We start from the raw sequence: 19570 nt of genomic DNA, 5'->3' as shown, positions 1-19570 counted from the left end.
GGGGAACATGGGGCCGCCTGCTCGACGAGGACGGACCACCGGACGGTTGCACGATGTTCGGAATGTGACGCCGGTGGTCCGGTAGTCCTGTTGAAACCAAGATTACAGATATAAAAAAATCAAAATAAATAATTTTTAGTCATTAACTTATGGCGTGCGGATTCATCCCACCATCAGTGCGCGGCAGCGCGCAGACGGGCATTCAGACCTTCCGCGCGAAGGCTCTGCTGGGCCGCCTGTTGCGCCACCGCCACGGTCTGCGCGACCAGGTTGGCGAAGGCGTGGCTGCGGCTGAAACTGAGCGCCGCGCCAGCCTCGATGCCTTCGTCGAGCAGCACGGCGGCCTGCGCGCTCAGCCGCAATCCCAGGCCCAGCAGCCGCGACAGCTCGGCTGCCCGGGGCTGCTCCTGGCGCTCGGCGGCATGCTGCGCCAGGCCGAGGGCGAGGTTCGCCTGCAGCAGCAGCGCCAGGCTGTCGCACCAGACCGTGCGCGGTGTCGCCGGCAGCCCCGGCGGCACCAGGATGTCCTCCGGATGCAGGCGCAAGGCCTGACACTGCGGGGCGCCACGCGAGGCCTGCACGGCCAGGCCGGTGCGTTCCTTCGGCAGCGCGGCCAGCAGGCTGGCGCGGCTCGGCCCGTGCCAGGCCCAGAGCAGCAGCCAGTCGGCCGCCTCGGCGGCGAAGCCGTCGCTCGCCAGGCCATTGATACGGAACCCGCCGCGCACATGCTCGACCGCCAGCAGGCGGCGCTCGCCGGGCTCGCCCAACGCGCCCCAGAGGTTGTCGCGCAGCAGCGTCAGGGGCAGCAGGCGTTGCCCTTGCTCGCGGCTGCCGAGCAGCCGCACGCGGGTCAGTTGCAGGTGATGCACGGCGAACAATCGCGCCAGCGCGCCATCGCGCTCGCAGAGGTCGCGCAGGGTCTGCAGGATCTCGCTCCAGGGGCTGCCGTCGCCGCCCAGCGCGCGCGGCAACGACAGGCGCAGCAGGCCGGAATCGCGCAGGGCGCGGGCCCAGGCGGCATTGCCGGCGGGCGCCGGGCCGGGGTTGGGACGGGCCGCGGCAGCGGTGGTCGGGGCGGCGCTCATGGACACCTCATCTCAGGACGCGGAATCAGTGGCCTGAGCGAATGGCGCGCGGGTGGACTGACGGGGGAATACAGGGCTGGGGGCCTTTCCCGGGAACGGGATCAGGCAGCGCCAGGGGGCTTTGTTAGAACCTTAACCAAGCAAAAGACCAAGGTTAAATAACCTTTTCGCCTTAGCTGAGAACTGCCGGGGGGCGGCGCCCAGGCAGCCCCGGCAATACCCGCCGCCGCCCGCTCCCGAAGCCTTCATCCATTTCCTACCGCACGTCGCAAGAGCGGCTGGCGCAGGGACCTTTGCCGCCGGCGGTGGTCACAGCAGACGGAGGTACGCTCATGAATACTCCGCATCGCTACGCCATCCATTACCGCCTGCACGAACAACCGCGCTGGCTGATCCACGACGCCTTCGAGGCGCCCAACGAGTTCCTCGCCCTGCTGCAGGTGATGTTGCACCTGGCCCAGGAGACCGGCGACGACCCCACCGGGCTGGTCGATGCACGCTGGCAACCCTTCCAGGTGCGCAGCCTGAAACGCAGCGCGGACCTTGCCGGGATCAGCAAGGTCCAGATCGTCCCGCTCGACTGAAACGCCTCAGTCGCCTTCGCGCCGCCACCACTGCGGCAGACTGATCAGCAATACCGCGCCAATGATCACCGCCATCGCCAGCGCTTCCGGCCAACCGATGTGCTCGCCGGCGAAGCACACCCCGAGCAGCACCGCCACCGCCGGGTTGACGAAGGCGTAACTGGTGGCCGCCGCCGGGCGCACGTGGCTGAGCAGGTAGAGGTAGGCGCTGAAGGCGATGATCGAGCCGAACAGCACCAGGTACGCCAGCGCCAGCCAGCCACGGGTATCCGGCCACTGTTGCAGGTGCTCGCCGCCGAGCTGGCTGCCGAGCAGCAGCGCAACGCCACCGACGAGCATTTCCACGGCGCTGGCCATGGGCCCGGCGGGCAGCGGCAGGCGCCGGCTCCACACCGAACCGAAGGCCCAGGCCGCCGCGGCGAAGAGAATCAGCGCGGCGCCGGCCGGGCTGCCCTTGAGGTTCGAGCCGAGGTTGAGCAGGACGATACCGAACAGCCCCAGGCCGATGCCGGACCACTCCAGCAGGCTGTTGCGCTGGCCGAACAGGCGCGCGAACACCAGGGTGAACAGCGGCACCGTGGCCACCGCCAGGGCCGCCACACCGGAGGCCACGCCCCAGTGCTCGGCGACGGTGACCCCGCCATTGCCGCAACTGAGCAGGAGGATGCCCACCGCGCCGGCGCTGAGCCATTGCTTGAGCCCCGGCAGGCGGGCGCCGCGCCACAACGCCCAGGCGAACAGCAGCGCCCCGGCGATCAGGAAGCGGCAGCCGGCCATCAGCATCGGCGGCCAGGATTCGACGCCGATGCGGATCACCAGGTAGGTCGAGCCCCAAATGAAATACAGGGCGAAGAAGGCAGCGAGCAGCGTCAGGGAGACGCGGGGGGCGGGCGCGGGCATGAAAGGACTCGACAGCGGAGGCAGGGCGAATCATTTTATGAGGCCAAATAGCGCCGGATAAGGCACAGCCACTGCTTAACCCGGCATAACACTTTTCATTCGATGGAAATTCCCCACCAGAACCATCGAATCCACAGCGAAGCACCACCATGGACAAGTATGACCGCGCGCTGATCGCCGCCCTGCTCGAAAACGGCCGCCTGTCCTTCGCCGAACTGGCCCGGCGCATCAACCTCTCGCCACCGGCGGTGGCCGATCGCGTGGCCAAGCTGGAGGCCGAGGGCGTGATCACCGGCTACCACGCCAGCGTCGACCTGAGCCGCCTCGGCCGGCCGATCCAGTGCATCATCGAACTGCGCCTCAACGACCACCGCGGCGCCCGCGTGCTCGAACGCCTGGCGGAGATCCCGCAGATCATCGACTGCCACCGCGTCACCGGCGATTTCTGCGTGATCCTCAAGGTGGCGGTGGCCAACACCGAAGAGCTGGAAGAACTGATCGACCGCCTCGCCCAGTACGGCGCGAGCAAGACCTCGCTGGTGCTCTCCAGCCCCTTCAGCGGCCGCCTCGATGCGACTCTGCTCGGCAACGGCAAACCGCAGGGCGCATAACGCCCCAGGCGTCATCCGCCGGCCGAGCCCGGCAAGCGAAAAAAAGGCAGGACCGCTCGCACGGCCCTGCCTGAAATCACGGAGTTGCTTTACATCGTGGGCCGGCCGAAGCCGCCCGCTGTATTGGATTACTTCTCGATGATCGCGGTCACACCCTGGCCACCGGCCGCGCAGATGGAGATCAGCCCACGGCCCTTGCCAGCCGTGTCGAGCAGCTTGGCCAGGTTGGCGACGATACGTCCGCCGGTCGCGGCGAAGGGGTGTCCGGCGGCCAGGGAACTGCCCTTTACGTTCAGTTTGCCGCGGTCGATGCGCCCCAGCGGTGCATCCAGGCCGAGGCGGGTCTTGCAGTAATCGGCATCCTCCCAGGCCTTGAGGGTGCACAGCACCTGGGCGGCGAAGGCTTCGTGAATCTCGTAGTAGTCGAAGTCCTGCAGGCTCAGGCCATTGCGCGCCAGCAGGCGCGGCACGGCGTAGACCGGCGCCATCAGCAGGCCTTCGGCGTCCTGGCCGACGAAGTCCACCGCCGCGGCCTCGCCGTCCTTGAAATAGGCCAGGATCGGCAGGCCACGGGCCTCGGCCCATGCCTCGCTGGCCAGCAGCAGCACCGAGGCGCCATCGGTCAACGGCGTCGAGTTGGCCGCCGTCAGGGTGCCGCGCGGGCCGCGCTCGAACACCGGCTTGAGGCTGCCGAGCTTTTCCAGGTCGATGTCCGCGCGCAGGTTCTGGTCGCGCAGCAGGCCACGGAAGGGCGTCATCAGGTCGTTCTGCCAGCCTTCGGCATAGGCGGCGGCGAGCCGGGTGTGGCTGTCGAAGGCCAGCCGGTCCTGCTCGTCGCGGGGGATCTCCCAGGCTTGCGCCATCAACTCGCAGTGCTCGCCCATCGACAGCCCGGTGCGCGGCTCGCCGTTCTTCGGGATGTGCGGCAGCAGGTGGCGCGGGCGAATCTTCAGCAGACTCTTGAGCTTGTCGCCGTTGGACTTGCCACGGTTGGCTTCGAGAAGAATCCGGCGCAGCCCTTCGTTGACGCCGATGGGCGCGTCCGATGTGGTATCGACGCCGCCGGCGATGCCACTGTCGATCTGTCCGAGGGCGATCTTGTTGGCCACCAGGATCGCCGCCTCCAGCCCCGTGCCGCAGGCCTGCTGGATATCGTAGGCCGGGGTCTGCGGCGCCAGGCGGGTGCCGAGCACGCATTCGCGGGTCAGATTGAAATCGCGGGAGTGCTTGAGCACCGCGCCGGCGACCACCTCGCCCAGGCGCTCGCCGTGCAGCCGGTAGCGCTCGATCAGGCCGTCCAGGGCGCTGGTCAGCATCTCCTGGTTGCTCGCCGTGGCGTAGACGCTGTTGGAGCGGGCAAAGGGTATTCGGTTGCCGCCGACGATGGCGACCCGGCGCGGTTGGCTCATGCAAGGCTCCTTGCGGGTTCAGAGAGAGACCGTCAGCGGTGGCTCAAGCCTGGGCCTTGCCGGTGAACGGGTGCGGCACAGGCTAACCTTAGCCTTTTCCGTCGCATTGGCCGCACCGCCACGGCGCCGGTCAGCAGGGTCAATTGCGCTGACCACGGGCCTGCGTAGAGTGAGCGCCACGTCGAGAATTCGTGCAGGAGCCAGTCCATGTCCGACCGCTACATCGCCTTCGCCAACTCCAACGTCGGCCGCCGCCTGGTCGGCGCCCTCGGCCTGCCCGCCCCGGTGCGCCTGGAGCGTTGGAGCGCCGGGCGCACGCGGCCGGTGGCCGGCGCGCTGCTGCTGGGCGGAAGCGGCCAACTGGGCGAGGCCGTGCTGACCTTCGCCGCGCGCCTGAGCGACAGCGCCTACGCCGCCATCGACGGCCAGCACGGCCTGCGCCGTTGGACCGCCGAGCACGGCCCGGCGCTCAAGGCCTTGGTGTTCGACGCCAGCGGCCTGGCGCGCTTCGAGCAACTGATCGAGTTGCGCGACTTCTTCCAGGCAGCGCTCAAAGGCCTGGACCTGTGCCCGCACGTGGTCATCCTCGGGCGCGCCCCGGAATCCCTCAAGGACCCCATCGCCGCCAGCGTGCAGCGCAGCCTGGAGGGTTTCAGCCGCTCCCTGGGCAAGGAAATCCGCCGCGGCGGCAACGTCCAGTTGCTGTATGTCGGCAAAGGCGCCGAGGAACAGCTGGAGGGCGCCCTGCGCTTCTTCCTCTCGCCGAAGAGCGCCTATGTCTCCGGGCAGGTCGTGCGGCTGTCGGCCTGCGCCGAGCAGGTGCGCGACTGGAGCCGCCCGCTGGCCGGCAAGCGCGCGCTGGTCACCGGCGCGGCGCGGGGTATCGGCGCGGCCATCGCGGAAACCCTGGCGCGCGACGGCGCCGAGGTGGTGTTGCTCGACGTGCCGTCGGCCAAGGACGCCCTCGACGCCCTGGCCGCGCGCCTCGGCGGGCACGGCCTGGCCCTGGACATCTGCGCCGCCGACGCCGGCCAAGCACTGGTCGCGGCGCTGCCGGACGGCGTGGACATCCTCGTGCACAACGCCGGCATCACCCGCGACAAGACCCTGGCGAAGATGAGCGAGGCGTTCTGGAACTCGGTGCTCGACGTCAACCTCAAGGCCCCGCAGCAACTGACCCAGGCCCTGCTCGACGCCGGCACGCTGCACGACAACGCCCGCGTGGTACTGCTCGCCTCGATCAGCGGCATCGCCGGCAACCTCGGGCAGACCAACTACGCCGTGAGCAAGGCCGGGTTGATCGGCCTGGCCCAGGCCTGGGCGCCGGCACTGGGCAAGCGCGGCATCAGCATCAACGCGGTGGCGCCGGGCTTCATCGAAACCCAGATGACCGCGGCCATCCCGCTGACCATCCGCGAAGCCGGCCGGCGCATGAACGCCATGGGCCAGGGCGGCCTGCCGCAGGACGTCGCCGAAGCCGTGGCCTGGCTCGCTCAGCCCGGCTCCGGTGCGGTGAGCGGGCAGGTGTTGCGGGTCTGCGGCCAGAGCCTGCTCGGCGCCTGAAACCGCGCGGCGGATCGGCGCGAACGAGTGCTCAGCGCATTGCGCCGTAGCGTTATCCGCCGCCTAGCCCTTGCCGCGCTTGCGAAATTCCACCGGGGTTTCGCCGACCCAGCGCTTGAAGGCGCGGTAGAAGGTGCTCGGCTCGGAGAAGCCGGTGCGTTCGACGATCACCTCGATGCGCTCGTCGGTCTTCAGCAGCAGTTCCTTGGCCAGGCGGCAGCGGTAGTCGGTGACCAGATCGTTGAAGCGCACCCCGGCCAGGGTCAGGCGCTCGCGCAGGCGCCGCGCCGGCATGTCCAGGCGTGCGGCGACCTGTTCCAGGGTGGCGCCGCCTTCCACCAGGCGCTCACCGATCAACTGGCGGACCTTGCGCACCAGATCCAGGCGCTCCACCTCCGCCAATTGCCGGCGCGCCAGCGACTCGTGCATGCGCAACAGCTCGGGCGCGGCATGTCGCGAGGGCTTCTCCAGCACCGCCGCGTCGAAGACCACGGCATAGCGCTCGGCGCCCAGGCGGGCCGGACAGCCATAGACCTGGCGGTAACGTTCGGCCGGTGCGCCGTGGTTGTGCATGAGCTGCACTTCATGGGGTTTGAAGGCACCCTCGGTGAGCGCATCGAACAGGCGGATCACCGCGCCGGCGAGCATCTCCGGGAAGTGCCGGTTGGTCCCGGCGCGGTGCCCGAACAGCAACAGGGCGCGCTCGCCGTCGATTTCCAGGTGTGCGCTGAGGGTATCGGAGAGCAGGCGGATATAGCGCAGGGCGTGGCGCAGGCCCTCGCCGAAGGTGGCGCTGGAGAGGAACAGGTACTCCAGCAGCAGACCGTGGAACGCCGGCAGGTGCCCGGCGAGGAACAGGCCGACATGCTCGTCGCCGCATTCCTCGGCGGCGGCCTTCCAGAACGGGTTTTGCGCGCTGTGCGGAAAGCGCCCGGCCGGCAGGCTGCCCGGCGCCAGGCCAACCCGCGCGAGCACGCGGTCGGGATCGCGGCCGCTGGCACGCAAGGCATCGATCACCGGGCGCATCAGCGCCACATCGTCGGTCAAATCATGCATGGGATTTTTTTTCTAGTTATCCATGAGCGGGCCCATCTTATGCAGCTTTTCCGCTGCCCCTCAAGAGACAGCCGGGGGCGCCGTCGATTTATCCACAGCGGCGCGCCAGAGCGGCCGATTGACCCGCCCGCCAGGCGGCGCGCCCGCCGCGGCCAATGCCCGCGCAGTGGCGCCGACTAAGCTTGTGACGTATCACGCTCAGGAGACTCGCGATGCCCAAAGACTGGCTGGACCTGTCCGACCCACCCGCCCTGCCCGGCCTGTTCCTGCGCGCCATCCTGCGGCGCGGCATGCGCGGCCGGACGCTGCCGAGCCGCGGCCTGCGCTGCCCGGTCACGGTGGACCCGGCGCACCTGGCGCGCTACCGCCAGCTCTGCGGTTTCAGCGACGACCACCTGCTGCCGCCCACCTACCCGCACATCCTCGCCTTCAGCCTGCAGTTGGGCCTGCTCACCGATGCCCGCTTCCCCTTCCCGCTGCTCGGCCTGGTACACCTGGAGAACCGCATCCGCGTGCTACGCCCGCTCGGCGGCCTCGGCCCATTCAATGCCAGCGTGCGCGTCACCGACCTGCAAGCGCACGACAAAGGCGTGACCTTCAGCCTCATCACCCAGTTGCACGACCAGCTCGGCCTGCTCTGGGAAGGCGACAGCCGCCTGCTCTTCCGCGGCCTGCGCCTGGACGGTCCGCCGCCCACCCGCGAGGAAGCGGCGGAACTGCCGCAGCAAGCCATCGCCCAATGGGACTGCCCGGCGGACATCGGCCGGCGCTATGCGCGGGTCGCCGGCGACTACAACCCGATCCACCTGTCGGCGCCCAGCGCCAGGCTGTTCGGCTTCCCCCACGCCATCGCCCACGGCTTGTGGAACAAGGCCCGCAGCCTGGCGGCCCTGGGCGAGCGCCTGCCGAGTGCCGGCTATCAGGTCGAGGTGCGCTTCCAGAAGCCGGTGCTGCTCCCCGCCCGCGTCACCCTGCTGGCCAGCGCCAGCGCGCCCAGCGGGCAGTTCAGCCTGCGAGGCGCGGAAGACCTGCCGCACCTGGCCGGGCGCTGGACGCCGCTGGCCGACTGACGCGCGCCTTGAAGCTTCGGGCGCAAAGCCCGAAGCTATGCGGCCTCTGAAGCCGGCATGCCGCGAGCCCCCGCATGAACCTCACCGAACTGACCGCGCGCCTGCACGCGATCCGCGACCACAACGACTGGCAGCGCTTCCACAGCCCGAAAAACCTGGCCATGGCCGCCAGCGTGGAGATGGCCGAGCTGGTGGAAATCTTCCAATGGCTGAGTGAAGACGAATCGCGCCGGCTGCCCGCCGCCACGCTCGAACACGCCGGCCAGGAAGTCGGCGACATCGTCCTCTACCTGCTGCTGCTCTGCGCCGAACTGGGCCTGGACATGGAGCAGGTGGTGCGCGCCAAGCTGGCCGACAGCGAGAGGCGTTTCGTGCATGGCTGACCGGCATTTCGACGAACTCGCCACGCGCTTCGCCGAGAAGATCTACGGCGGCGCCAAGGGCGCCATCCGCCTCGCCGTGCTGCAGGCCGACCTCAACGAGGTGCTGCCCGAGCGGCCGCTGCGCGTGCTGGATATCGGCGCCGGCCTCGGCCATATGTCGCTGTGGCTGGCCACTCACGGCCACCAGGTGACCCTCGCCGAACCGGCCGCGCCCATGCTCGAAGGCGCCCGCCAGCGTTTCGCCGAGGCCGGCCAGGCGGCGACCTTCATCGAGGCGCCCTGGCAAGACCTGCTCGGCCAGCTCGACGAACCCTATGACCTGGTGCTCTGCCACGCCGTGCTGGAGTGGCTGGCCGAGCCGCAGGCGATCCTGCCGGTGCTGCACCAGTTGACCCGGCGCGACGGTTGGCTGTCGCTGGCCTTCTACAACCGCGACGCGCTGATCTACCGCAACCTGCTCAAGGGCCACTTCCGCAAGCTGCGCAAACAGCGTTTCGCCGGCGAAGGCCAGAGCCTGACCCCGCAGGAACCGCTCGACCCGCGCGAGCTGGAAGCGGCGCTGAGCGACGACTGGCGCATCGAGGCGCGCAGCGGCGTGCGGGTGTTCCACGACTACATGCCGGTGGAGTTCCAGCAAAAGGCCGAGGCGCTGGACCTGGTGGAAATGGAACTGGCCTACCGCCGCCACCCGGCCTTCGCCGGGCTCGGCCGCTACCTGCACTGGCTGTGCCGGCCGCAGGAATAGACCGACAGCAAAAGTCGCGGGACGGCGGTGGCGTTCCGCGCGGGGCGCGGTGCAGAATCGGCCCATCACAGAAGTCGCATGCGCCTCGGGGCGTGTGCGGGAGCCTCGAATGTCGCCGCGCCTGATCCTCCTGCCCCTGCTCGCCGCCCTGGCGGCCTGCCAGAGCCACAATCCCTACATCGCCACCGCGCTGCCCGCCCCACCGGCCCCGGCGCAGGCCGCCCATCCGGGCCTCGACCCCGGCGCCTATCCGGCCGCGCCGCTGGATTACGGCCGTTACCGCTCGTGGAACTGGACCGGCACGCCCAGCGGCCCGGCCAGCTACGGCACGCCGCTGCAAGACACGGTCAGCCAGCAGCTCGACCAGCAGGGCCTGCGCCCGGCGCGCCCCGGCGCGATGCCCGACCTGCGCGTCAGCGTCAGCCTCAGCAGCGAGCAGCGCACCCGCCAGGTCACCGACTACTACGGCGGCGGCTACTACGGTGGCTACGATCCCTGGTACGGCGGCGGCATGGCCGTGCCGGTGACGCGGACCTATGTGGTGCAGGTCAACGTAGTGCGCATCGACCTGCTCGATGCGCGTGACCACCAAAGCGTCTGGAGCGGCGCCGCCGAGTACGAGCCCAGGGGCAGCCAGAGTGAACAGGCCAAGGCCCTGCGCGAAGCGGTGCGCAAGGCGCTGTCGGGCTACCCGCCGCACTGATCGGGCGCAGCCTGCGGCGCCCCCGAAACACGCGCGACAAAGCCTCCGCTCGATCCGCAGCGCTTGCCTTTGGCGGGACTCTGCGCTTGGATGAAGGCTCTGTCTGGAGCACTGCCATGATCCGCCGTCTGCTCTTGCTGGGCCTGCTCCTGGGCCTGGCCGCCTGTGAGACCGTCAACCTCAATCGCGACTACGACAGCAGCCGCGACTTCGCCGCCTACCGCAGCTGGAACTGGGCGCAACCGGCCTTCGAGTACCGCCCGGACGACCCGCGCATCAAGAGCGACCTCACCGAACAACGCATCCGTGACGCCATCGCCGACCAGCTCGAACAGCGCGGCCTGCGCCAGGCCCAGGGCAGCGCCAAGGGCGATGTCCAGGTGCGCGCCTACCTGATCGTCGACCAGCGCCTGGACCAGGTCACCACCTACAGCGGCGGTTACTGGGCCGGCTATGGCGCCGGTTACTGGGGCGGCCCGGCGATCGCCGAGTCGCGCACCCTGAGCTACAAGGTCGCGACCATCCAGGTCGACATGCTCGACGGCAAGGACGGCAGACTGGTCTGGCGCGGCAGCGGTGAACAGGTCATGAACAACAGCACGCCGAGCCCGGCCGAGCGCGAGGCGCAAGTCCGCGACGTGGTGAAGAAAATCCTCACCCTCTATCCACCGCATTGAGCCCGCCATGCAACCACCCCGCTTGCAGCATCGCCCCGTCCAGCCCGATGACCTCGCCGAGGTCATCGGCTTCGTCCGGGACCGCGATGAACTCTTCTACGCTTACCCCCGCGCGCGCTGGCCGTTGGACATCGAACAACTGGCCGCCACCGTCGCCGAGCGCCGCGCCAGCACCCTGGTGCTGCTCGACGGACGCGCCGCCGGTTTCGCCAACTTCTACCAGTGCGAGCCCGGCCAGTTCTGCGCGCTGGGCAACATGATGGTCGCCCCCTGGGCGCGCGGGCATGGCGTGGCGCGCTACCTGATCGGGGTGATGGAACAGACCGCGCGCCAGGCCCATGGCGCCACGCGGATGAAGATTTCCTGCTTCAACGGCAACGCCGCCGGCTTGCTGCTCTATACCGACCTGGGCTACCGCCCGCTCGGCATCGTCGAACGCCAGGACCCGCGCGGCCAGCGCGTAGCCCTGGTGCAACTGGAGAAAGCCCTTGAGCCAGCCTGAGGCCCAGCGCGTGCTGATCATCGTCAGCAGCGGTCCGAGCACCCCGGCGCGCTGCGCCGCGCCCTTCTACACCGCCACCCTGCTCGCCTGCATGGACGCCCAGGTCACCCTGTTCCTCAGCGGCGAAGGCATTCGCCTGGCGCAGCAGGACGTCGCCGACCGGCTCTACGCCGCCGAGGGCGGCGAGCCGATCAGCCACTTCATCCAGCAAGCCAAGGAAGCCGGCGCGCGCCTGCTGATGTGCCGCGCACCGGGCGTGCCGATCGACGAAAGCACGCTGATCGCCGAAGTGGACGAAATCGCCAGCGGCGGCGAACTGGCGCGGATGATCCTCGAATACGAGCGAGTGCTGACCCTGTGAAACTGCACGGACTGGACTTCCCCGACGACCTGCTCTACGCCCCGGCCTACAACCTCTGGCTGCGCGAGGAAGCCGACGGCGCCGTCACCCTCGGCCTGAGCGCCTACGGCTGCGCGCTCTATGGGCAGATCTTCGCCTTCACGCCGAAACGCGACGGCTGGCACATCGACAAGGACCGCAGCTTCGGCGTGGTCGAATTCGCCAAGGCCGCCGCCTCCGCGCGCTGCCCCCTGGCCGGCACCCTGCTGGTGAGCAACGATGCGGTAGAGCGCCGCCCCGGCCTGATCAACCAGGACTGCTACGGCGACGGCTGGATGGTGCGCCTGCGCCCGGACGACTGGGCCGCCGCGCGCGCTGAATTGGTCCGCGGCCAGGCGGCGCTCGACGCCTTCGCCGAACGCATGCGCCTGGACGCCTTCGACCCCGACGGCGACAGCGTGCAAGCCCTGCGCCACGAATGACACAGGCCCGGGCAGGGCTTAAGGCAACGCTAAGAATCCCCGCCTAGCGTGTTCGCTGGACCATCAGGTTCGCACCCGGAGCACTTCCCCATGTCCAAGTACTACGCGCTGGCCCTCGCCGTCTTAGCCCTCGGCGGCTGCGCCGCGCCGTCGAGCTACAACCTCGGCGCCATCGAATCGCCGGTCAAGGAATCCTTCGGCCTCGACGCCGTCGAGCGGCAACCCGCCTACGGCGCGCAGTTCCAGGAGCAAGGCGGCTTCTCCGCGAACCAGCGGCAAATGCTGCAGCGGCAGTAACGCCCAAGCGCGCCACGCGCCGCGCCTGCTAGGGTAAGAAGAACCCTTCCGCCCTGGAGGCGCGATGCTTCGTCGCTCCCTGCTGCGCTACGCCGGCCTCGCCCTGCTCCTGCTGGCCGGCGCCCTGCGCGCCGACCAACCGGCGCAACCCGGCTTCGTCTACCTCGACCAGGTACTCAAGGGCGCGCACTACGACCTGCGCTACTACAGCGGCGACAACTTCGTCGGCCAACGCATCGACGGCTACGACAGCGGCCGCGTCATCCTCAGCCGCGAAGCCGCCAAGGCCCTCGCCGAGGTCGAAGGCGACCTGGCCCTGAGCGGCCTGGCGCTGAAAATCTTCGATGGCTACCGGCCCCAGCGCGCCGTCGAACACTTCAAACGCTGGGCCGCCGACCTCAGCGACACCCGCACCCAGGCGCGCTACTACCCGCAACTGGACAAAGCCGCGCTGTTCCGCGACGGCTACATCGCCAAGAAATCCGGCCACTCGCGCGGCAGTACGGTCGACCTCACCCTGATCGACGCCAAGAGCGGCGCGGAACTCGACATGGGCAGCCCCTTCGACTTCTTCGGCCCCATCTCCCACCACGGCACCGCCCTCATCGGCGCCCAGCCAATGCGCAACCGCGAAACCCTGCGCGGCACCATGCAGCGGCACGGCTTCGAACCTTATGCGAATGAGTGGTGGCACTACACGCTGAAGCAGGAACCGTACCCGGAGACGTATTTCGATTTTCCGGTGAAGTGAGGCGACACAGACGGCCGGGCAGGCGATAGAGCACGCAAGACGGGAACGCGCCCGCAACTGGCATCAATTGGCTGGAGAGGGAGCCTGCAGCAATGTCTCCACGGCCCAAACCCACTGACGGATCAAGCGCTCCCGATGCTCGGAATTGCTCGTCAGCACGCTGGACAGGGCAACGCCTCGGACGAACTCGATGCTGATCGCGACGACCGCCTCATAGTTGGGATTGTGCTGGACCGAGGCGAACAACTCGGCGATGACCCGCTCGCGCTCCTTGCGCGCATTACGCTCGGCACCCTGGACTGCCGCCAGCAACTCGGCATCGCTCCTGGCCGTGGCCCACAGTTCCAGCTCCGCGAGGAAGGCTGGTTGAGTACCCATCGACACCAGGGTGCGAATAGCGCGCTCCAGCGGATTCGCGGTGGCCGCCATTTGCTGCTGTGCCAGCCGAACCGCCTCATCGTTGCGGCGCACCAGCTCCTCGATGGTCGCGGACAGCATCAGGGTATGGCTCGGGAAGTGATGGAGCAGCGCCCCACGACTCACCCCGGCCCTGCGCTGCACCTCCACCGTGGTCGTTCTGGCGACCCCCAGCTCGATCAGTGCGGCAACGGCAGCGTCCAGCAACAGTTGCTTGAGTGACTTCTTCGTAGGCACGTCCACCGTTGCATCGGTGGCGCAAGTCGAATTGGGCATGACCTCACATCCATCTCATGAATTCCAAGAGCAGTCAGCATTGACTGTTCCCCCAGACACATTACAGTCAGGACTGACTGTAATTGCGAATCCACCCCGAGGAGACCGTCATGCCGTCCTATTCAACCGTCAAGATCGAGCAAGACCCCAACGCTCCCCGCATCGCGCGCCTGCTGTTGAACCGCCCGGAGCGACTGAACGCAATCACCGACCAGACGCCCAAGGACATCAGGGCGGCAGTCGAGTGGGCAGAGGGTAACGACGAGGTTCACGTCATCATTGTCGAAGGCGCGGGAAAAGGCTTCTGCGGCGGCTATGACCTCGCGGACAGCGCCGAGCAACGCCTCGACCACCCCTGTCAGCAGGAAGATTACCCGTGGGACCCCATGGTCGATTACGCCTTCATGAAACGCAACACGGAGGACTTCATGAGCCTGTGGCGCTGCAGCAAGCCGACCATCGCCAAGGTGCATGGCTATGCGGCGGCGGGCGGCAGCGACATCGCCCTGAGCTGCGACCTCCTGGTGATGGCAGAGGACGCCAGGATCGGCTACATGCCTACCCGGGTCTGGGGCTGCCCGACCACGGCGATGTGGACTTACCGCCTGGGCTTTGCCCGCGCCAAGCAGTTGATGTTCACCGGCGACCCGATCGACGGCCGCAAGGCCGAAGCCTGGGGCCTGGCCAACGAGGTCGTGCCCATTGCGGAGCTGGAGGCCGCAACCATGCGGCTGGCCGAGCGTATCGCCGGAGTTCCTAAGTCTCATCTGGCGATGCACAAGATGGTGGTCAACCAGGTAATGCTGACGATGGGCCTGGAACAGACGCAGATGATGGCCACGGTGTTCGACGGTATCACCCGGCACAACCCCGAGGGTCTCTGGTTCAGGCGCTATGCCCAGGCAGAAGGGTTCAAGGCGGCAGTGCAATGGCGTGACAGCGGCCGGCCGATCCCTGAAGGCGACGAAGCCAGGGCCCAGATCGAAGCCCTCGAAGAGCGACTTGCCAAATAACTGGCCGCCATTCGAGCAACCGTGCCCCGAAACAGGCCCCACGCATCGCCGGCCTCTCGCCGGCGTGGGCCGTCCGCTTGGCCGATCACGCAAGGAAACGCCGAATGACGACTGCCGCATCGACCCCGAACCACAGCATGCTGTCGCGCCTGGAGTCCGCCCCCTCCCCGTTCGACCAGCTGACGCGCTCGGCACAGGCGCGCCCCGACCATACGGCGATCGAGTACCTCGCCAGCGAAACGGATACCACCCCGTTCCGCCTCAGCTATGCCGAACTGCTCCAAGACGTGCGGGCCCTAGCGTCGGCCCTGCTTGCCGCCGGCGTCAAGGAAAACGACTCGGTCGCCATCCTGCTGCCGCTCGTGCCGCAGGCGGTGACCGCGCTCATCGCAGCCACCGCTGTCGGCAGGGCATTCCCAGTCAATCTCCTGCTATCCGCCGAGGCTATTCACGCTCAACTGAAGCTCGCCCGCAGCAAAGTGGTGGTGAGCATGGGGCCGCATCCTGCGTTCGACGTGCATGCACGCCTTGCACAAGCCCTGAGCGATCTGCCGGAGGTGACCAGCGTGATCGAAGTGCCGGTGGCCGAGGTATCAGCGGGAGCCATGAGTTGGGCAACCTTCCTCGGCGATGCCGAAGCCTTCAAGCCGGTTGACGCTGCCGACAGCATCGCCACCCTGATACACACCGGCGGCACCACTGGCATGCCCAGGCTGGCCTGCCTGTCTCGACGCAATATTGCCGCTGGTGCCTTGATGGCGGCCTCCAGCCTCGGCATTCGCGCGTCGGATCGCCTGCTGACAGGCCTGCCGCTGTTCCATGTCGGCGGCGCCATCGATGCGGTCCTGGCCGCCTTGTCGACAGGCGCCAGCATCGTCTTCCCAACGTTGTTGGGGATGCGCAACCGCGCGATCACCGAACACATCTGGCCACTCATCGATCGGCACCGCATCAGCTTGCTGTCTTGCGTCCCCACCACCCTGGCGGGCATCGCGGACAGCCCACTGCTCGGCGCCAACCTGGACAGGCTGCGAGCGGTGCTGACCGGTGGGTCGCCGCTGCCCCGCGAACTCGCCAGCCGCATCGAGCAGAAAATCAGCAAGCCCGTCTGCCAGTTGTATGGGATGACCGAAAGCAGTGGCATCGCCAGCGCCCAGAGCAGCGATGGGCCGTGCGGCCAACACAGCGTCGGCAAGCCAGCACCGCTGGTGCGGCTCAGCCTGAACCGACCCGGCGGCGACATCGAGCACGGCGTTCGCGGCGAGGTGCTGATCAGTGGCCCCAACGTCTTCCAGGGCTACCTGAGCGAAACCGGCATCGTTGGCCGCCCGGAAGACGGCTGGCTCCACACCGGCGACCTGGGAGAGTTCAGCGCCGAAGGCGAACTCAGAATCGTCGGCCGCTCCAAGGAAATCATCATCAGAAGCGGCCACAACATCGACCCGCAATTGATCGAAGACTCCGCGCTCGCCCATCCCGCCATCCTTCAGGCAGCAGCCGTTGGCATGCCGGACGAGTACGCTGGAGAAGTTCCAGTGTTGTTCATCGTCCTGAGAACTGGCGAAGCGGCGTCCGAGGATGACTTGAGCACCTACATCAGAACGCGGATCGCCGAACCGCCGGCGCAGCCCAAGCGCCTATTCCTCCTCGCCGAGCTACCGCTCACCCCGTTCGCCAAAGTGGCCCGCTTCCGCCTGCGCCAGATAGCGGTGGAGCACCGCGTGCGTGACGGCGTCGATGAAATCGTCAAGGGAGCGGTGGTCACCTGCAACGACCCCGCGGCGAAACGAGTCGCCATCTGCGCCCCCGGGCCAGTATCGGATGCGCAGCGCCAGGCAATCGAGAGGCTACTGGCCAGTTTGGGTCTGGAGGCGGAGCCCTAGTGTCTAGCCGTATTCGATGCCGTGCCGCCGAGCGCCCGAAATCCGCGAGACCAATCCTTTGGCCATGGAGGCACGACGGCGGCTCGACTGAAGCTAAACACCACGCAAGCCCTCGAATGCGAGCCCACCGGTGGAGACCAACATGGACACCCCGATAGCCGAACCCAGCTTCGACGGCCAGCGCTGGAGCAACGCCGAAGCCGACCGCGTCGAGTTGGCCGACGCCGATCCCAGGTGGCCACAGCGCTTCCGCGAAGAATCCCACCGAATCGCCGAAGCGCTGCAACTGCCAGGCCTGGTCATAGAGCACATCGGCAGCACAGCCGTGCCGGGCCTCAAGTCCAAGCCGATCATCGACATCCTCCTGCTACCGCCGCCGGCATGCGACTGGCCACGCCTGATAGCCCCCCTGGAAGCACTCGATTACCAGTACTGGCGCGACAACCCGGCGCCGCAGCGGATGTTCTTCGTCAAAGGCATGCCGCCAAAGGGGCAGGGTCGCACTCACCATATCCATGTGATGCCCCGGGCCGACGCCGAACGCTACCTTGTCTTCCGTAACTGGCTACGTAGCCATCCCGAGTGCGCCGCCGACTACCAGCATTGCAAGGAATCCCTCGCTGCCCTCCATCCTACCGACCGCGAGGCCTACACACGCGGCAAGAGCGCAATCGTTGCGCACATCCTCGGTAAAGCGATGAGCCAGCCGCAGAGCGGGCAGACGTAGTCCGGGCCCACGTCCCATGCCATTACGGACATGGCAGCGTGCAAGCCTGCCCGTTACGGGAACCGGGAGAAGCATTAAAGACAGGGAAGGAGAAAATGGCAGCGGCTAATGAGGTCGGAACCGACGCTTGTCATGGTTGATAGTGATTGATGGCGAACAACGCCAGACAAGACCAAGGCGCGGCTCCGCCATCTCGGTCTAATCCAACGATGTCATATGCTGTTCGAGAAAGGAGCGATATGGATACTTGCCTGCCCAGTTATCGCTAATCCATTCTGACGTTTAGATTTCCTGGCTTGGCCCGCTTCCCACCGCGGAGGAACCGGCCACTTCATCCGCAGCCTGTGCGGCATCCCAGGCTTTAGCCGCTTGTGCCATTTGCAGTAATGACATTGCAATGTCGATATCGGAGTTGGACTCTTTTTTGCTCTCACCTGACGCCAACCCTTTACCCAAGTCCGACAGGCTGACCTTTACGCTTTCTGTGGCGGTCCTATCGATGTCCTGTTGTGCATAAACCTGGGAAGAAACAGAAACGCCTGTTTGCGATGAGACATTGGCAATCGCCATTGACGATTTTGAGAGAGTCACGCGCCAGGCCACGGCTCTGATTAAATTCAGCACCTGCATAGTGCGGAAGCGCTTGGCGCTGATATCCGTGCACGTCCCCGCTTGGTGCTCTGCCACCGGACGTAGTCAACTTTCGTCGCCTTCTCGATACCGACGAGGATCACGAGTGCTAGTATGTTTTGGCAAATTTTGCCATTCCAGAGAGACTGGTCCCATGAGCACGATGAACATTTCCCTGCCGGATACGCTCAAGAGCTTTGTCGATGAGCAGGTCAGCCAGCGCGGTTATGGCACCAGCAGCGAATACGTGCGCGAGCTGATTCGCAAGGATCAGGACCGTCAGCGCCTGCGGGGCCTGCTGATCGCCGGCGCGGAGTCGATGCCAGCGGCGCCTGCCGACAGTGACTACTTCGAATCGCTGCGCACTCGGGTACGGAAGGCCGGTGGATGAAGGCAAAGCCAGTCGTTCCAAGGCTACTCGCCAATCAGGACGTTGAGGCGGCTGTCGATTACTACCTCAGCGAAGACGCCGAACAGACTGCTCTGGGGTTTATCGATGCCCTGGAAAAGGCATACGCCCATATCGCGCGTCACCCTGCCAGTGGGTCGTCCCGCTATGCCCATGAGCTGGATTTGCCGGGGTTGCATTGCTGGCCACTCAAGCGCTATCCCTACCTGGTGTTCTACGTCGAGCGAGACGACCACATCGATGTGTGGCGCGTACTGCACGGCATGAACGACATCCCTTCCTGGATGCAGGCTGGTGAAGGTGCACCGCACTGAAAGTCCTTCGACACCGACGTCGAAGCTTCTTCCCGGGCTGAGCCGAAAACCTAGAGCCAAGCGGGCTGTAGAGGGGAGGATTGGCGGAAGGCAGTGAGAGTCGAACTCACCCAGGAACGGCTGCCGTCCCCAACCGGGTTTGAAGCCCGGCCACGCCACCGGGCGTGATTGCCTTCCGTATCGATTTACAGCGTTTTTCTTCAGCTTCCGTTGCCGGCTTCGGTGGCGTGTCGCAAAGCCCGCGGCGGGCCAAACGCCGATACGGCGGCGCATGCGCTGGAGCGGGGTGCGCATCGTCATCGCCAGGGGCGCATGGCCGAGAAACCTTGCAGCGAACGGATGTTGCCACCATTGGCCATGACGTGGCTAGCGAAGGTGCGCCCTAAGATTGCCGGCTGCCCTAGCGGCACCACTGCCCTTCGCAGGGTACGCCGTCGTGATCGCCGTCCATTTCCATGCCGGGGCAGTGCTGCAGGAAGTTCCTGGCTTCTTCGCAGGAGGTCATCTGCGAGCAGCGCTTGCGTCCGTCGCAGTTGAACGCCAGTGCCGGGGCGGGGCTCGATGGCGCTGTGGGTTGCGCGGGCGGGGGTCTGTCTTCGGCGCTCGGCTGGGGCGCCTCGGCGGGGCGGCTGAAGCGGCTCTGCCAGGCGGGGTTTTCCATGTACTGCCAACCGAGCAATGCGGCCAGCGCGAATAACATCCATTTTTTCATGGGCCATACCGGGTTCGATTGCCAGCCGTGA

At 67.1% G+C, this 19570-nt stretch carries 25 protein-coding genes and 1 tRNA gene; 18 read left to right on the top strand and 8 right to left on the bottom strand.

The window, feature by feature from the left end:
• Positions 1 to 173 precede the first annotated feature (173 nt).
• Positions 174 to 1085, bottom strand: coding sequence for an acyl-CoA dehydrogenase family protein (locus BLQ74_RS13600; protein ID WP_090263121.1), 912 nt, complete (start codon positions 1083 to 1085; stop codon positions 174 to 176).
• A 332-nt stretch (positions 1086 to 1417) separates the two neighbouring features.
• Between BLQ74_RS13600 and BLQ74_RS13595 the strand changes: the two genes are divergently transcribed.
• Positions 1418 to 1669: a hypothetical protein gene (locus tag BLQ74_RS13595; protein WP_090263120.1), complete on the top strand. Its 252-nt coding sequence runs from the start codon at positions 1418 to 1420 to the stop codon at positions 1667 to 1669.
• 6 nt (positions 1670 to 1675) lie between these two features.
• Here BLQ74_RS13595 and yedA read toward each other — a convergent pair whose 3' ends face one another.
• Entirely contained in the window at positions 1676 to 2569 is an 894-nt protein-coding gene (gene yedA, locus BLQ74_RS13590) for a drug/metabolite exporter YedA (RefSeq protein WP_090263119.1), read from the bottom strand.
• 149 nt (positions 2570 to 2718) lie between these two features.
• On the opposite strand from yedA, the gene BLQ74_RS13585 reads away from it, so the two are divergent.
• Positions 2719 to 3180, top strand: a complete 462-nt coding sequence (locus BLQ74_RS13585; RefSeq protein WP_090263118.1) for an Lrp/AsnC family transcriptional regulator — start codon at positions 2719 to 2721, stop codon at positions 3178 to 3180.
• A 128-nt stretch (positions 3181 to 3308) separates the two neighbouring features.
• On the opposite strand, the gene BLQ74_RS13580 is transcribed toward BLQ74_RS13585, so the two are convergent.
• Entirely contained in the window at positions 3309 to 4589 is a 1281-nt protein-coding gene (locus BLQ74_RS13580; RefSeq protein WP_090263117.1) for an acetyl-CoA C-acetyltransferase, read from the bottom strand.
• Positions 4590 to 4796: 207 nt separating this feature from the next.
• Here BLQ74_RS13580 and BLQ74_RS13575 point away from each other — a divergent pair, with 207 nt between their 5' ends.
• Positions 4797 to 6152 carry a 3-oxoacyl-ACP reductase gene (locus tag BLQ74_RS13575; RefSeq protein ID WP_090263116.1) on the top strand — a complete coding sequence of 452 codons (1356 nt, stop codon included), beginning with the start codon at positions 4797 to 4799 and terminating at the stop codon, positions 6150 to 6152.
• 63 nt (positions 6153 to 6215) lie between these two features.
• Here BLQ74_RS13575 and BLQ74_RS13570 read toward each other — a convergent pair whose 3' ends face one another.
• Positions 6216 to 7208, bottom strand: a complete 993-nt coding sequence (locus tag BLQ74_RS13570; protein ID WP_090263115.1) for an AraC family transcriptional regulator — start codon at positions 7206 to 7208, stop codon at positions 6216 to 6218.
• 212 nt (positions 7209 to 7420) lie between these two features.
• Between BLQ74_RS13570 and BLQ74_RS13565 the strand changes: the two genes are divergently transcribed.
• The 10 genes from BLQ74_RS13565 (at position 7421) to BLQ74_RS13520 (ending at position 13158) form a co-directional block, all read left to right on the top strand.
• Positions 7421 to 8278, top strand: coding sequence for a MaoC family dehydratase (locus tag BLQ74_RS13565; RefSeq protein WP_090263114.1), 858 nt, complete (start codon positions 7421 to 7423; stop codon positions 8276 to 8278).
• 74 nt (positions 8279 to 8352) lie between these two features.
• Complete coding sequence (locus BLQ74_RS13560; RefSeq protein WP_090263113.1) at positions 8353 to 8661, top strand: MazG-like family protein; 309 nt, start codon at positions 8353 to 8355, stop codon at positions 8659 to 8661.
• Positions 8654 to 9406: a methyltransferase gene (locus BLQ74_RS13555; protein ID WP_090263112.1), complete on the top strand. Its 753-nt coding sequence runs from the start codon at positions 8654 to 8656 to the stop codon at positions 9404 to 9406. The genes BLQ74_RS13560 and BLQ74_RS13555 overlap by 8 nt, the downstream gene beginning before the upstream one ends.
• Before the next feature lie 109 nt (positions 9407 to 9515).
• Positions 9516 to 10109: a DUF4136 domain-containing protein gene (locus tag BLQ74_RS13550; protein WP_090263111.1), complete on the top strand. Its 594-nt coding sequence runs from the start codon at positions 9516 to 9518 to the stop codon at positions 10107 to 10109.
• Positions 10110 to 10225: 116 nt separating this feature from the next.
• Entirely contained in the window at positions 10226 to 10786 is a 561-nt protein-coding gene (locus BLQ74_RS13545; RefSeq protein ID WP_090263110.1) for a DUF4136 domain-containing protein, read from the top strand.
• A gap of 7 nt (positions 10787 to 10793) precedes the next feature.
• Positions 10794 to 11288: a GNAT family N-acetyltransferase gene (locus BLQ74_RS13540; protein ID WP_090263109.1), complete on the top strand. Its 495-nt coding sequence runs from the start codon at positions 10794 to 10796 to the stop codon at positions 11286 to 11288.
• Positions 11275 to 11649: a DsrE family protein gene (locus tag BLQ74_RS13535; protein WP_090263108.1), complete on the top strand. Its 375-nt coding sequence runs from the start codon at positions 11275 to 11277 to the stop codon at positions 11647 to 11649. The genes BLQ74_RS13540 and BLQ74_RS13535 overlap by 14 nt, the downstream gene beginning before the upstream one ends.
• Positions 11646 to 12110 (top strand): glycine cleavage system protein H, encoded by a 465-nt coding sequence (locus tag BLQ74_RS13530; RefSeq protein WP_090263107.1) that lies wholly within the window; start codon positions 11646 to 11648, stop codon positions 12108 to 12110. Before BLQ74_RS13535 ends, BLQ74_RS13530 begins: the two co-directional genes overlap by 4 nt.
• 90 nt (positions 12111 to 12200) lie before the next feature.
• Positions 12201 to 12407 (top strand): hypothetical protein, encoded by a 207-nt coding sequence (locus tag BLQ74_RS13525; protein ID WP_090263106.1) that lies wholly within the window; start codon positions 12201 to 12203, stop codon positions 12405 to 12407.
• Positions 12408 to 12471: 64 nt separating this feature from the next.
• Positions 12472 to 13158 (top strand): M15 family metallopeptidase, encoded by a 687-nt coding sequence (locus tag BLQ74_RS13520; RefSeq protein WP_090263105.1) that lies wholly within the window; start codon positions 12472 to 12474, stop codon positions 13156 to 13158.
• A gap of 63 nt (positions 13159 to 13221) precedes the next feature.
• Here the strand turns inward: BLQ74_RS13520 and BLQ74_RS13515 are convergent, their stop codons facing one another.
• Complete coding sequence (locus BLQ74_RS13515) at positions 13222 to 13851, bottom strand: TetR family transcriptional regulator (protein WP_090263104.1); 630 nt, start codon at positions 13849 to 13851, stop codon at positions 13222 to 13224.
• A 110-nt stretch (positions 13852 to 13961) separates the two neighbouring features.
• On the opposite strand from BLQ74_RS13515, the gene BLQ74_RS13510 reads away from it, so the two are divergent.
• The 3 genes from BLQ74_RS13510 to BLQ74_RS13500 all read left to right on the top strand — a co-directional run bounded on the left by BLQ74_RS13510 (position 13962) and on the right by BLQ74_RS13500 (position 17474).
• A complete protein-coding gene (locus BLQ74_RS13510) occupies positions 13962 to 14864 on the top strand; it encodes a crotonase/enoyl-CoA hydratase family protein (protein WP_090263103.1) in 903 nt (300 codons plus the stop codon).
• Positions 14865 to 14968: 104 nt separating this feature from the next.
• Positions 14969 to 16747, top strand: coding sequence for an AMP-binding protein (locus tag BLQ74_RS13505; protein WP_090263102.1), 1779 nt, complete (start codon positions 14969 to 14971; stop codon positions 16745 to 16747).
• Positions 16748 to 16889: 142 nt separating this feature from the next.
• Entirely contained in the window at positions 16890 to 17474 is a 585-nt protein-coding gene (locus tag BLQ74_RS13500; protein ID WP_090263101.1) for a GrpB family protein, read from the top strand.
• 282 nt (positions 17475 to 17756) lie between these two features.
• On the opposite strand, the gene BLQ74_RS27020 is transcribed toward BLQ74_RS13500, so the two are convergent.
• A complete protein-coding gene (locus BLQ74_RS27020; RefSeq protein ID WP_139199061.1) occupies positions 17757 to 18104 on the bottom strand; it encodes a hypothetical protein in 348 nt (115 codons plus the stop codon).
• A gap of 154 nt (positions 18105 to 18258) precedes the next feature.
• On the opposite strand from BLQ74_RS27020, the gene BLQ74_RS13495 reads away from it, so the two are divergent.
• Together BLQ74_RS13495 and BLQ74_RS13490 are read left to right on the top strand one after the other, a co-directional pair.
• Positions 18259 to 18495 (top strand): type II toxin-antitoxin system ParD family antitoxin, encoded by a 237-nt coding sequence (locus BLQ74_RS13495; protein ID WP_090263100.1) that lies wholly within the window; start codon positions 18259 to 18261, stop codon positions 18493 to 18495.
• The gene (locus BLQ74_RS13490; protein ID WP_090263099.1) at positions 18492 to 18827 is read left to right on the top strand and encodes a type II toxin-antitoxin system RelE/ParE family toxin; all 336 of its coding nucleotides are present in this window, start codon (positions 18492 to 18494) and stop codon (positions 18825 to 18827) included. Before BLQ74_RS13495 ends, BLQ74_RS13490 begins: the two co-directional genes overlap by 4 nt.
• 81 nt (positions 18828 to 18908) lie before the next feature.
• On the opposite strand, the gene BLQ74_RS27425 is transcribed toward BLQ74_RS13490, so the two are convergent.
• Positions 18909 to 19004: transfer RNA gene (locus BLQ74_RS27425), tRNA-Sec, on the bottom strand.
• Positions 19005 to 19227: 223 nt separating this feature from the next.
• Positions 19228 to 19539: an excalibur calcium-binding domain-containing protein gene (locus BLQ74_RS13485; protein ID WP_090263098.1), complete on the bottom strand. Its 312-nt coding sequence runs from the start codon at positions 19537 to 19539 to the stop codon at positions 19228 to 19230.
• Positions 19540 to 19570 lie beyond the last annotated feature (31 nt).

The sequence above is a fragment of the Pseudomonas panipatensis genome (assembly GCF_900099785.1).
Classification (GTDB): domain Bacteria; phylum Pseudomonadota; class Gammaproteobacteria; order Pseudomonadales; family Pseudomonadaceae; genus Pseudomonas; species Pseudomonas panipatensis.
The sequence above is the reverse complement of the archived record's forward strand: the minus strand, read 5'-3'. Positions and strand labels throughout refer to the sequence as shown.